The 11,851-nt window shown below is 71.8% G+C and carries 13 protein-coding genes; 6 read left to right on the top strand and 7 right to left on the bottom strand.

The genetic code is table 11. The features are described from left to right. Positions 1–98: 98 nt before the first annotated feature. The 3 genes from ACIPXC_RS07865 to ACIPXC_RS07855 all read right to left on the bottom strand — a co-directional run bounded on the left by ACIPXC_RS07865 (position 99) and on the right by ACIPXC_RS07855 (position 2,623). Positions 99–1,163, bottom strand: coding sequence for a LuxR C-terminal-related transcriptional regulator (locus tag ACIPXC_RS07865; protein WP_401614601.1), 1,065 nt, complete (start codon positions 1,161–1,163; stop codon positions 99–101). Between the two features lie 261 nt (positions 1,164–1,424). Next, positions 1,425–1,793 carry a cupin domain-containing protein gene (locus ACIPXC_RS07860; protein WP_401614599.1) on the bottom strand — a complete coding sequence of 123 codons (369 nt, stop codon included), beginning with the start codon at positions 1,791–1,793 and terminating at the stop codon, positions 1,425–1,427. Positions 1,794–1,888: 95 nt separating this feature from the next. Next, on the bottom strand, positions 1,889–2,623 hold the full coding sequence (locus ACIPXC_RS07855) for an alpha/beta hydrolase (protein WP_401614597.1): 735 nt from the start codon (positions 2,621–2,623) through the stop codon (positions 1,889–1,891). A 113-nt stretch (positions 2,624–2,736) separates the two neighbouring features. Between ACIPXC_RS07855 and ACIPXC_RS07850 the strand changes: the two genes are divergently transcribed. The 3 genes from ACIPXC_RS07850 (at position 2,737) to ACIPXC_RS07840 (ending at position 5,172) form a co-directional block, all read left to right on the top strand. Continuing rightward, positions 2,737–3,885 carry an adenosine deaminase gene (locus tag ACIPXC_RS07850; protein WP_401614595.1) on the top strand — a complete coding sequence of 383 codons (1,149 nt, stop codon included), beginning with the start codon at positions 2,737–2,739 and terminating at the stop codon, positions 3,883–3,885. Between the two features lie 139 nt (positions 3,886–4,024). Beyond that, the gene (locus ACIPXC_RS07845) at positions 4,025–4,273 is read left to right on the top strand and encodes a hypothetical protein (RefSeq protein ID WP_030964396.1); all 249 of its coding nucleotides are present in this window, start codon (positions 4,025–4,027) and stop codon (positions 4,271–4,273) included. Between the two features lie 131 nt (positions 4,274–4,404). After that, complete coding sequence (locus ACIPXC_RS07840) at positions 4,405–5,172, top strand: hypothetical protein (RefSeq protein WP_401614593.1); 768 nt, start codon at positions 4,405–4,407, stop codon at positions 5,170–5,172. Between the two features lie 12 nt (positions 5,173–5,184). Here the strand turns inward: ACIPXC_RS07840 and ACIPXC_RS07835 are convergent, their stop codons facing one another. The 4 genes from ACIPXC_RS07835 to ACIPXC_RS07820 all read right to left on the bottom strand — a co-directional run bounded on the left by ACIPXC_RS07835 (position 5,185) and on the right by ACIPXC_RS07820 (position 8,022). Beyond that, entirely contained in the window at positions 5,185–5,385 is a 201-nt protein-coding gene (locus ACIPXC_RS07835) for a PspC domain-containing protein (RefSeq protein WP_030663827.1), read from the bottom strand. A gap of 38 nt (positions 5,386–5,423) precedes the next feature. Then, a complete protein-coding gene (locus tag ACIPXC_RS07830; RefSeq protein WP_401614611.1) occupies positions 5,424–5,993 on the bottom strand; it encodes a VanZ family protein in 570 nt (189 codons plus the stop codon). A 101-nt stretch (positions 5,994–6,094) separates the two neighbouring features. Further along, positions 6,095–6,730 carry a PH domain-containing protein gene (locus ACIPXC_RS07825; protein ID WP_401614591.1) on the bottom strand — a complete coding sequence of 212 codons (636 nt, stop codon included), beginning with the start codon at positions 6,728–6,730 and terminating at the stop codon, positions 6,095–6,097. A 236-nt stretch (positions 6,731–6,966) separates the two neighbouring features. Beyond that, positions 6,967–8,022: a hypothetical protein gene (locus tag ACIPXC_RS07820; RefSeq protein WP_401614589.1), complete on the bottom strand. Its 1,056-nt coding sequence runs from the start codon at positions 8,020–8,022 to the stop codon at positions 6,967–6,969. A 251-nt stretch (positions 8,023–8,273) separates the two neighbouring features. On the opposite strand from ACIPXC_RS07820, the gene deoC reads away from it, so the two are divergent. From deoC to ACIPXC_RS07805, 3 genes are read left to right on the top strand one after another with little or no spacing between them, the layout of a single operon-like run. Next, positions 8,274–9,236: a deoxyribose-phosphate aldolase gene (gene deoC / locus ACIPXC_RS07815; RefSeq protein WP_401614609.1), complete on the top strand. Its 963-nt coding sequence runs from the start codon at positions 8,274–8,276 to the stop codon at positions 9,234–9,236. Positions 9,237–9,242: 6 nt separating this feature from the next. Beyond that, positions 9,243–10,694 (top strand): aldehyde dehydrogenase family protein, encoded by a 1,452-nt coding sequence (locus tag ACIPXC_RS07810; protein WP_401614587.1) that lies wholly within the window; start codon positions 9,243–9,245, stop codon positions 10,692–10,694. Next, positions 10,687–11,610: an aldehyde dehydrogenase family protein gene (locus tag ACIPXC_RS07805; protein WP_401614585.1), complete on the top strand. Its 924-nt coding sequence runs from the start codon at positions 10,687–10,689 to the stop codon at positions 11,608–11,610. Before ACIPXC_RS07810 ends, ACIPXC_RS07805 begins: the two co-directional genes overlap by 8 nt. Positions 11,611–11,851 lie beyond the last annotated feature (241 nt).

Below are 11,851 nucleotides of genomic sequence, written 5' to 3'. Positions count from 1 at the left end.
GCGGACCCGAGAACCACTACAAGGGCTGCACCCGTATCACCAGCCGAAACGCCGAGCGTTGCGCCGCCAACCGAACCCCTAACCGAACGGCATTGGCCCTAGGCCCTGTCGGGCGGGTCCGGCGGGGCGGGGGTCGGGGCGGGGTGCGGTGACAGCAAGTACCCGGCCTGGAAGCGGGACTTGGCGCCCACCGCCCGCATGATCTCGGCGATGTGACGCTGGCAGGTCCGCTCCGACATGCCGAGGCGGCGCGCGATCACCTTGTCCTCCAGCCCCTCCGACAGCAGCCGGACGATCGTCTGCCGCAGTTCGTCCGAGATCGACCGTGCCGCCTCCGGGCTCACCGACGTGGGGAAGGGCTCCGCCCCCAGCCACGACCGCTCGAAGGCCGCGGTCATGAAGTGCACGACGCTCGGCTCGCGCACCACCAGCGCCGCCCCGCTGCGGTCCGGCACCGACATCAGCCCCGTGCGCCCGTCGAACACCAGCATCCGCATCAGCCCGTCGCCGAGCGTCCGCACCTGCGCGCCCAACGCCGTCACCCGCTCCACGTACGCCGCCGTGGGCCGCGAGTACCGGGCGGTGTGCTGGTAGATCGTCCGCATCCGGACCCCGCGCGTCAGCAGCGACTCGTCCCGTCCGATCGACTCCTCCAGGGTCTCCGGCGGACGGCCGCCCCCCGGCTGCGAGGTCAGCAGCTCCTGCTCGCACGCCGCGGCCAGCTCCGCGATCAGGCCCCGCACGGCGCCGAGGTCGGTGACCAGCTCCAGGCGTCCCGCCCCGCTGAGGTCCCGGTGCGCGGTTCCCGCCTCGTACGCGGGCACGAGCGCCTCCAGCCGGCCCCGCAGCCGGTCCATCTCGTCGTGGGTCTCCCGTACGAGCAGGGCCAGCGGGGCCAGGGCCCGGGCCGCCGCCGCCCGCGGCGCCACCGCGCTCCACCGGTCCGGTCCGCCGCCCGGCGCCCGCTGGAGCAGGTGCGCCGCGGCCAGCTCGGTGAGCGCGGCGGCCGCGCGCGCGCCGAGGGCCCGCGTGGCCTCGTCGGCCTCAAAGGCGTGCCGCTCGACGGCGTACGCGTAGAGGCGCCGGGCGGCGGGGGACAGCTCTCCGGACGCACCGGCTGCCCCGGACGCCGCCCGCGACGATGCGGTCTCCTCGGCTGGCATGTGCGTATTCGTCCCGGTCTGGACCTGTTCGTAAACCCCTCGTGTTCCCGCAAGGCGGCAAGACGACGCCTGAAAGGACCCGATCGGCACATGCCGGCAGGGCACAGTGGTCACACGGCGTGAAGGGGGAGCACGGTCGCGCCGGTCCATCCGTGCCATCCGACCGAGAGGGGGCGGAGCGGCGGGTACGGACGGACCGGCGCGACCACGGGGCCGCGGCGCCGCGACGGGCACGCGACGGGCACGCGACGGGCGGACCCGTCAGGCGGAGGGCTTCGCGTAGTCGGAGAAGCCGGTCCAGTCCAGCGTCACGCACGGCTCGTCGCCCACGACCCAGGCGTTGTGCCCGGGGTGTACCCGCATGTAGTCGCCGGGGCCGAACTCGGCGCTCTCCCCGCCGTCCATGACGACCTTCATACGACCGCTCACGACGTACCCGGTGTGGTCGGCCCGACAGCTGTCCGTCCCGGCCAGCGGCTTGACGTGCTCCGACCACTTCCAGCCCGGCTCGAAGACGGCCCGTCCGACGGCGCCGTCCCCCGTGTCCACGAGATCCAGCCGGCCCATGCCGCCGGCGAACGGCCTGGTCTCGTCCGGATCGTCGAAGGTCCTGCGGTCGATCGCGGCCATGGCGGATCGCCTCCGGGAATGGTGCGGACACCCCGAGTCCACTTCTCACGGTACGCCGTGGGCCCGGGGCGCGACATGCGTCCCGCCCCGCCGCCTCACCCCCGCAGCGACCTCCCGAAACCCGAGGCCAGCGGCATCCTCAGACCCAGCGGCGGAGGCGCGGCCAGGGCGTCCGTGACGGGGCGCGAATACCGCCCCGAGAAGACCGCGCCCAGGACGAAGTCCACGCCCAGCGCCACCACTTCCGCCTGATGCTCGCGCAGCCCGTGGCCGTCCGAGTGCACCTCGAACCGGCACGTCGAGCGGTTCGCCTTCTTCGCCCGCTCCGCCAGCCGGAAGGAGGTCTCCGGGTCGCTGCGCGCGTCGTTCGTGCCGTGCACGATCAGCACCTGCCGCCCCGAGAGTTGTTTCACCGGTTCAGGGGAGTCGGAGGGCATCCCCTCCAGCAGGCAGGGGGCCAGTGCCAGAACCGAGTTGACGGCTTCGTGGCCCGCCGCCCGCAGTGCGGCCAGACCCCCCGCGTCGTAGCCGGCCAGGCACACCGGCACATCCCCGTACCGCCGCACCACCTCGTCCACCGCCCACCGCGCCTGCTCCTCCCGCGGGGACTCCCCGCCGTGCACGACGCCGTGCGCGACCAGGCCGTCCGTACCGCCCGCCCGGGCCAGCGCCCGCGCGAGCGGACGCAGGGGACCGGGGGAGAATCTGGACGCCCCGGGAAGCAGGAGCACCACCCCGTTGACCGGGCTTCGCGTCGGATCCGAGCCGGTTCTCGCGCCGGCCGCCCGCCCCAGGCGGGCCCCGCGCGCCGGCGGCGCATGCTGTGCCATGGCGGAACAGTCTCAGACCTTCGGGTGTACGCCATCCGTCCGCGCGGTCTCTGTTACATATCGACGCCCTCCGGGGAGGCTCCGCTCTACGCGCGTAGGAGTAGAGTGCGCAGATGACGAGCGAGACCCCCAACCTGCCGACCCCGGACCAGATCCGTCGTTCCCCCAAGGTGCTCCTGCACGATCACCTCGACGGTGGACTGCGTCCCGGGACCATCATCGAGCTGGCCCGCGAGGTCGGCTACGAGAACCTCCCCGAGACCGAGGCCGACAAGCTCGGCATCTGGTTCCGCGAGGCCGCCGACTCCGGCTCCCTGCCGCGCTACCTGGAGACCTTCGCGCACACCTGTGCGGTCATGCAGACGAAGGCGGCCCTCTACCGCGTCGCCGCCGAGTGCGCCGAGGACCTGGCCGAGGACGGCGTCGTCTACGCCGAGATCCGCTACGCCCCCGAGCAGCACCTGGAAGCCGGCCTCACCCTCGAAGAGGTCGTCGAGGCCGTGAACGACGGCTTCCGCGAGGGCGAGCGCCGCGCCAAGGCCAACGGCCACCGCATCCGCGTCGGCGCCCTGCTGACCGCGATGCGCCACGCGGCCCGCGCGCTGGAGATCGCGGAGCTGGCCAACCGCTACCGCGACAACGGCGTCGTCGGCTTCGACATCGCCGGCGCCGAGGCCGGGTTCCCTCCCACCCGCCACCTCGACGCCTTCGAGTACCTCAAGCGCGAGAACAACCACTTCACGATCCACGCGGGCGAGGCCTTCGGCCTGCCGTCGATCTGGCAGGCGCTGCAGTGGTGCGGCGCCGACCGCCTCGGCCACGGTGTGAAGATCATCGACGACATCGAGGTCGCCGAGGACGGCTCGGTCACGCTGGGCCGCCTGGCCAGCTACGTCCGGGACAAGCGCATCCCCCTGGAGATGTGCCCCACCTCGAACCTGCAGACGGCCGCGGCCGCCTCGTACGCCGAGCACCCGATCGGTCTGCTGCGGAAGCTGCACTTCAGGCTCACCGTCAACACCGACAACCGCCTGATGAGCGGCACCAGCATGAGCCGCGAGTTCGAGCACCTCGTGGACACCTTCGGCTACACGCTGGACGACATGCAGTGGTTCACCGTCAATGCGATGAAGTCCGCGTTCATTCCTTTCGATGAACGACTGGCCATGATCAATGAGGTCATCAAGCCCGGCTATGCGGAGCTGAAGTCGGAGTGGCTGTTCCGTCAGACCGCCTCCACCAGCGGTTCTGTCTCGGCCTAGGCCATGGCATGACGTACTGAAAGCGCCCGGGAGAGGCAATTTCCGGGCGCTTTCTCGTATAAGCGGATGTTTGCGGGCGGGGGTTTGAAGTGACTAGTTTGCGGAGCCGCTCAATTCCCCGTCGCAAGGAATACCTTTCATGAAGCAGTCAGCTGCCAAGTTCCTCGGTGCCGCCGCCGTCGGTGCCGCCCTCGCCGCCGTCGCCGCCGGTACCGCCTCCGCCGCCGTTCCCGCCATCGGCATCACCGACGCGCTGGGCACCGCCACCGGCGCGCTCGAGGGCGTCACCAGCCAGCAGCAGATGAAGGCGGAAGAGGGGCAGCCGAGCGACCCCACCGCCGCGGTCACCGGCCTGCTGGGCCCGGTCACCGGCGCCCTCAACGGCTGACGCCGAAGCGAGACGGACGAACGCACGCGCGGCGGTCGCACGCTCCTTCGACGAGGTGTGTGTGCCGCCGTGCGGTGTGCCACGATCACCACCAACTGCCCGCCGACGCACGGGGTATGAGGTTCTCGGTCATGCGCATGAAGGCACGAGCGACGTTGGTCGCGCTGGTCCCCGCCCTGCTGTTCGCCGCAGTGGGGTGCAGCAGCCCGGACGCCCCCGCGACGGGCAGGTCCCCCGACCCCAAGGGGTCCGAGGGCAGCACCGGCGGCGCGCCCGGCGCCCCCGCGGCGTCCCCGGACCCGGGCGGGTCGGCCCCGCCGAAGACCGGCGGCACCAGGCTGGAGCGGTCCGCACTCGCCCAGGGCGACCTGCCCGGCTACCAGATCTCCGCCCAGGGCAAGAACCCCAACGCCCCGGACGGACAGCCGCAGGCCGACAAGAAGGCCTGCCAGCCGCTGGCCGACATCATGGGCGACAAGCCGGACCCCGCCGCGCGCGAGACCGTCAACCGGGGCATCGGATCCCAGAAGCAGGCGGGTCTCGCGGTCTCCGCCTCCGTCAGCTCCTACTCCGAGAGCGACGCCAAGGCGCTGCTGGCCCGGCTCAGGGCGGCTGTCGCCGCCTGCGGCACGGGCTTCTCCGCCACGGTCGACAAACAGACCGGCAGCTACCGCGAGGTCCGCGCCACCGACTACCGCACGGCCGGCGACGAGAGCGTCAGCTGGACCACCATCGCGGCCGCCCAGGGCGTCTCCGCGCAGGTCCACATCGTCGTCGTCCGCGAGGGCGACACCGTCGTACGGCTGATGGCTCTGAACGTGGCGGGTGGCGAGCAGAAGGTCCAGGTGCCGCAGGAAGTGACCGACAAGCAGCTGGAGAAGGTCGGTAGGGCCGGCTGAGCGGCGGCCCCGCTACCAGGCGGTCGAGGTGGACTTCTCGTTCGGCAGCAGCACCCACAGCGCGATGTAGATCAGGAACTGCGGGCCGGGCAGCAGACACGAGACCGCGAAGATGGCGCGCATCGTGTTCGCGGAAATTCCGAAACGCCGTGCGAGTCCGGCGCAGACTCCGCCGATCCAACGGCCGTCACGGGGGCGGACCAGGGCGCTCATGGGGTTCTCCTTCGTCGGGATCGCCTTCTTGCGATGCCTCAATACTCCCGCGGGACCGCGGACAGGACGTCGGTCCACGGGCCGAGCCCGACCCTGGAAATCCTCGGGGTGTCCCCCTGATAAACGGCATGTGAGCGGCGCATCCGCGCCCGCAGCGCCGGTACGACGGCAGCGTGGGCCAGCAGCACGCCGAGGGTGTTGAGCAGCACCGAGTCCACGTCGACGACCCGGCCCGGGACCCCGCTCTGGAGCATCTCGATGCTCATCGAGACCAGCGCGCCCGCGGCGGTGGTCCGCGCCAGGGAGGACCACTGGGCCAGCCGCGACAGCCGGAGCCGCCCGCTGACGAGCGGTACCAGCACCCCGAGCGGGGCCAGCAGCGCGAGTCCCTCCCCGATCCGCCGGGTGGCCTCCAGCGGCCCGAGGGCGAGGTCGGCCCGGATGCCCTCCAGCGGGGACAGGTTGCCGGCGGCGGCCCAGGGAACGTCGAGGGGGCGCAGGGTCAGCCAGCCGACGAGCAGGAGATGGGCGGCGAGCAGGACCCCGGCCAGGAGTCGCAGACGGAGGGGGATCGCGGTGGCGCCGGCGGGACTGCCGTCGGCCTCAATACGCTGCACACCTGCCAGGACGCACCAGGTGGTAGCCCCGGTTCCGCCCGGCGGGGGTGGCGGCGGGCACGGACCGGCGCGGCCGTCGGCCGCCCGCGGGGTCAGCGCAGGGCGATCAGGACGATCAGCAGCAGCGCGCCCGCCACGGCGGGCGCGATGATCTCGTACGACCACTGCACGCGCACGCTGCCCTGGGCGCCGGCCCGCTCGGCCCCGCGCTCGGCCAGCCGCTGGAGCTCGTCGACAATCCGGTCCGCACTGGCCCGCATCGGCTCCGCCGGGACCCGGGACTTCTCGCCGGGGGACCGCTCCTCGCGGTCGCGGAGCCCCTCGTGGCGCAGGCGCTGGCGGTTGGCCTTCTTCCGCTCGCGCAGCGATACGGGCACGGACCACAGTTGGTACTTGGACCCCTCGGCCAGCACCTCCGCCGAGTACCCGGAGCGCACGGCGTCCACCGCGGCCCACGGCAGCTCGATGATCCGGAACGGGTTGCGCACGCGCATGCGGTCGTCGTTGGCGAAGACGGCCGGGCGGATGGTGAACGCCACGATCAGCGGTACCGCGCACAGTGCGACCGCCAGCGCGATCCACGGGGTGTTCCCGGAGCCGCGCAGCACGGCGTCCCCGCAGAGCCACGCCGTCAGCGCGAGCAGCAGCACCCCCGAGACGACGCCCATGGTGGAGCGGTAGACCCGGTCTTCGTAGACCGGTTCATCGGTCGGCTGCTGGCTGCTCATGGGGTCGATTCTGCCCCACGCTGCCGCGTGGGCGTATCAGCCGACGAGATCGGCGTACAGGATGCTGTCGTCGGGCCGGCGGCCCTCCCCGATCTCGCCGCCGCAGGTGATGACGCGCGGCTCGGGGCGGGTGGTGTCGCCGGACACCTTGGCGGTACGGGTGCTCCGGGAAGCGGGTCCGGCGGGCCACCGTGAAGGCGGCCCGCCGGAGGGTGGGACGAGGGTGTGCTCCCGGATCAGTGCCGGCTGCGGGCGCGGCGGCGGGCGATGAAGGCCGCGCCGAGTCCGGCGACGATGGCGCCGAGGCCGGCGCCGGCGTACACGGTCGTGGAGTCGTCGCCGTCCTCGGCGGCGATCTCGGCGCCGGCGGCGACGCCGCCCTCGGGCACGACGGCGGTCTGGCCGACGGTCTGGGCCTTCGGGGCGCCGGGAACGGCGGAGGCGGCCGTGGCGGACGGCTGCGCGGACGGCGCGGTCGACCCCGTGGCGGGTGCGGACGGTGCGGACGGTGCGGCGGAGGGGCCGGTGGCCGGCGTCGCCTCCGGCTTCGGGGCGGGGGCCTCGTCCTGGACCGCGTAGGTGAACGTGCAGCCCGCGGGGAGCTCCGGGAAGAGTGCGGTCCCGAACGGGTCCGCCTGCCCCGGGGTCTCGTACGAGAACGACGGCCGGGCCGCGCTCGGGTTCACGATGCGGGCGACGGTCCGGTCGCCCTTCGCCAGGGCCGGGGCGGTACGCGTCAGCTTCCTGTAGGGCTCCTTGGTGACCCCGTCCACCAGCTGCACCTGCGGCCCGTCGGGCGTGGTCGTCAGGTCGGCGACCAGCGTCCCGTGCAGACCGAGCCGCTTCGTCGCGGAGACGCACTCGGCGCCGTGGGTCCGGCCCGCCTCGGACAGCGGCATCGGGAAGGACGTGGCGACGCCCTCCTTCGTGACAGTGAGGAGGGGCGCGGCCGAGTTCATCCGGGTGATCTCCAGCCGCAGGCCGTTCGCGGAGTCGACGGGGTTCATGCGGTCCAGCACGGTCAGCACCCGGTACATGTAGTTGTCGCCCGGCTTCCAGTCCGGCCCGACGGCGCGGATCCAGGCCTCCGGGCCCTCCGCCTCGTGGCGCAGCACCGCCACCAGGCCCTCACCGATGTACACCGGGGTGCCGGAGAACCGGTCGGCGGGGGCCTCCTGGGCGACGGTCGCAGCCTGCGCGGCGGTGGCGGCGTACGCGGCGCCCGCGGCGGGGGCGAGGAGCGCACCGGCGACGACGGCGGCGGCGAGGGAGGCACGGAGGGCGGTGCGCACAACGACTCCTTGAAGCGTGGTTCGGGAAGTGGAGGAGAGCCGCATGCCGCGTTTCTCTGTCGGGTTTTCGTCCGACGAGCTTCTGACGGGCTGCTGTGAAGAAATGTATTGATCGTTTGCGTGCGGTTGATCGCTCTCCGGTCATGGGCGGGTAACGGAGAGCGGAGGTGTCGATTCCGTAGCGGAACGGCTGGAATCAGGGAAGGGGGGTGACAGGTCGCTACGCGCGTAGATATGCTCATCTGGTGACCATGCCCACCACCCTCACCGCATTCGCTGACGTGACGACGTCCGACAGTGCGCTGCGCCGCTTCCTGCACGGGCTGCCCGGCGTCGACGCTGTCGGCCTGGAGGCCCGCGCGGCCTCCCTCGGCACCCGTTCGATCAAGACGACGGCCAAGGCGTACGCCATCGACCTGGCCATCTCGATGATCGACCTGACGACGCTGGAAGGCGCGGACACCCCGGGCAAGGTCCGGGCGCTCTCCGCCAAGGCCGTCAACCCCGATCCGACCGACCGCACGACCCCCATGACGGCCGCCGTCTGCGTCTACCCCGACATGGTGGCCACCGCCAAGGCCGCGCTGAACGGAGCCGACGTCAAGGTCGCCTCCGTGGCCACCGCCTTCCCGGCCGGCCGCGCCGCGCTGCCCGTCAAGCTCGCGGACACCCGTGACGCCGTCGCCGCCGGCGCCGACGAGATCGACATGGTCATCGACCGTGGCGCCTTCCTCGCGGGCCGCTACCTGGAGACGTACGAGCTGATCAAGGCCGTCAAGGAGGCCTGCGCCCGCCCCGACGGCAGCGCGGCCCGCCTGAAGGTCATCTTCGAGACCGGCGAGCTGTCGACGTACGACAACATCCGCCGCGCCTCCTGGATCGGCATGCTCGCGGGCGCCGACTTCATCAAGACGTCGACCGGCAAGGTGGGCGTCAACGCCACCCCCGCGAACACCCTGCTCATGCTCGAAGCCGTCCGCGACTTCAAGGCGCAGACTGGAATCCAGATCGGCGTGAAGCCGGCCGGCGGCATCCGCACCACCAAGGACGCGATCAAGTTCCTGGTCCTGGTCAACGAGACCGTGGGCGAGGAGTGGCTGAGCAACACCTGGTTCCGCTTCGGCGCCTCCAGCCTGCTCAACGACCTGCTGATGCAGCGCCAGAAGCTGAGCACCGGCCGTTACTCCGGTCCCGACTACGTGACGGTGGACTGAGACCCCATGAACATGGACAACAAGACTTCCCTCTTCGAGTACGCACCGGCTCCCGAGTCCCGCTCGGTCGTCGACATCGCCCCCTCCTACGGGCTCTTCATCGACGGCGAGTTCACCGACGCCGCCGACGGCAAGGTCTTCAAGACCGTCTCGCCCAGCAGCGAGGAAGTCCTCTCCGAGGTCGCCCAGGCCGGCGCCGCCGACGTGGACCGCGCCGTGAAGGCGGCCCGCAAGGCCTTCGAGAAGTGGTCCGCGCTGCCCGGCTCCGAGCGCGCCAAGTACCTCTTCCGCATCGCCCGGATCATCCAGGAGCGCAGCCGCGAGCTCGCCGTCCTGGAAACCCTCGACAACGGCAAGCCGATCAAGGAGACCCGCGACGCGGACCTCCCGCTCGTCGCCGCGCACTTCTTCTACTACGCGGGCTGGGCGGACAAGCTCGACCACGCGGGCTACGGCGCGAACCCGCGCCCCCTTGGCGTCGCCGGCCAGGTCATCCCGTGGAACTTCCCGCTGCTGATGCTCGCGTGGAAGATCGCCCCGGCCCTCGCCACCGGCAACACGGTCGTCCTGAAGCCCGCCGAGACCACCCCGCTCTCCGCGCTCTTCTTCGCGGACATCTGCCGCCAGGCGGGCCTGCCCAAGGGTGTCGTCAACATCCTCACCGGGTACGGCGACGCGGGCGCGGCCCTCGTCGAGCACCCCGACGTCAACAAGGTCGCCTTCACCGGCTCGACCGCCGTCGGCAAGGCCATCGCCCGCTCGATCGCCGGCACCGACAAGAAGGTCACCCTGGAGCTGGGCGGCAAGGGCGCCAACATCGTCTTCGACGACGCCCCCATCGACCAGGCCGTCGAGGGCGTCGTGAACGGCATCTTCTTCAACCAGGGCCAGGTCTGCTGCGCGGGCTCCCGCCTCCTGGTCCAGGAGTCGATCCACGACGAGCTGCTGGACTCCCTCAAGCGCCGCCTGTCCACGCTGCGCCTCGGCGACCCGCTCGACAAGAACACCGACATCGGCGCGATCAACTCCGCCGAGCAGCTCGCCCGGATCACCGCTCTCGCGGACACCGGCGAGGCCGAGGGCGCCGAGCGCTGGTCCCCGGCGTGCGAGCTGCCCTCCACCGGCTACTGGTTCGTCCCGACGCTCTTCAGCAACGTCACCCAGGCGCACACCGTCGCCCGCGACGAGATCTTCGGCCCGGTCCTGTCCGTACTGACCTTCCGTACGCCCGACGAGGCCGTCGCCAAGGCCAACAACAGCCAGTACGGCCTGTCCGCCGGCATCTGGACGGAGAAGGGCTCGCGCATCCTCGCGGTCGCGAGCCAGCTCCGCGCCGGGGTGGTGTGGGCCAACACGTTCAACAAGTTCGACCCGACCTCGCCCTTCGGCGGCTACAAGGAGTCGGGCTTCGGCCGCGAGGGCGGTCGCCACGGCCTGGAGGCGTACCTCGATGTCTGAGAAGTCCGAGCAGCGACTCAGCGTTTTCAAGACCTACAAGTTGTACATCGGGGGCAAGTTCCCCCGCTCCGAGAGCGGCCGGGTGTACGAAGTGACGGCGAAGACATCAGCCGCCGGCGCGGCGGGCAAGGGCAAGTGGCTGGCCAACGCCCCGCTGTCGTCCCGCAAGGACGCGCGTGACGCAGTCGTCGCCGCGCGCAAGGCCTTCGGCGGCTGGTCGGGCGCCACCGCCTACAACCGCGGCCAGATCCTCTACCGCATCGCCGAGATGCTGGAGGGCCGCCGCGAGCAGTTCGTCCGCGAGGTCGGCGAGGCCGAGGGCCTGTCCAAGTCGAAGGCGGCCGCCGTCGTCGACGCGGCCATCGACCGCTGGGTCTGGTACGCGGGCTGGACCGACAAGATCGGCCAGATCGTGGGCGGGGCCAACCCGGTCGCGGGCCCGTTCTTCAACCTCTCCACGCCCGAGCCGACCGGTGTCGTCACCGTCGTCGCGCCGCAGGACTCGTCCTTCCTGGGTCTGGTCTCCGTGATCGCCCCGGTGATCGCCACCGGCAACACGGCGGTCGTCATCGCCTCGGAGAGGGCGCCGCTCCCGGCCCTCTCCCTGGGCGAGGTGCTCGCCACCTCCGACCTGCCCGGCGGCGTCGTCAACATCCTGTCCGGAAAGGCCGGCGAGATGGGCCCGCACCTGGCGTCCCACCAGGACGTCAACGCGATCGACCTGGCCGGGGCCGATGCGGCACTCGCCAAGGAGCTGGAGATCGCGGCGGCCGACAACCTCAAGCGCGTCCTGCGTCCACAGCCTGTGGACGACTGGAACGCCGACCCGGGCACGTCGCGCATGACGGCGTTCCTGGAGACCAAGACCGTCTGGCACCCCACCGGGTCGCTGGGCGCGGGCGGCTCGTCCTACTAGGACACGCCCCCACAAGACCGGCCCCGGCAGCGTCCCCCGCGCTGCCGGGGCCGTTTGCTGCCGGGGCCGGTCCGCCTCCGGCGGCGCTCCTGCCGGCTCCAGGCGGGCGTACGTCTTCGAAACCGCTCGTTCTCCCCCTTTTCCGGGCTCGGTTCGCCTCCGGCGGCGCTCCTGCCGGCTCCAGACGGGCGTACGTCTTCGAAACCGGTCGTTCTCCCCCTTTTCCGGGCTCGGTTCGCCT

Source organism: Streptomyces sp. NPDC090021 (assembly GCF_044748225.1).
In the GTDB taxonomy this organism is placed as follows: Bacteria; Actinomycetota; Actinomycetes; order Streptomycetales; family Streptomycetaceae; genus Streptomyces.
The sequence above is the reverse complement of the archived record's forward strand: the minus strand, read 5'-3'. Positions and strand labels throughout refer to the sequence as shown.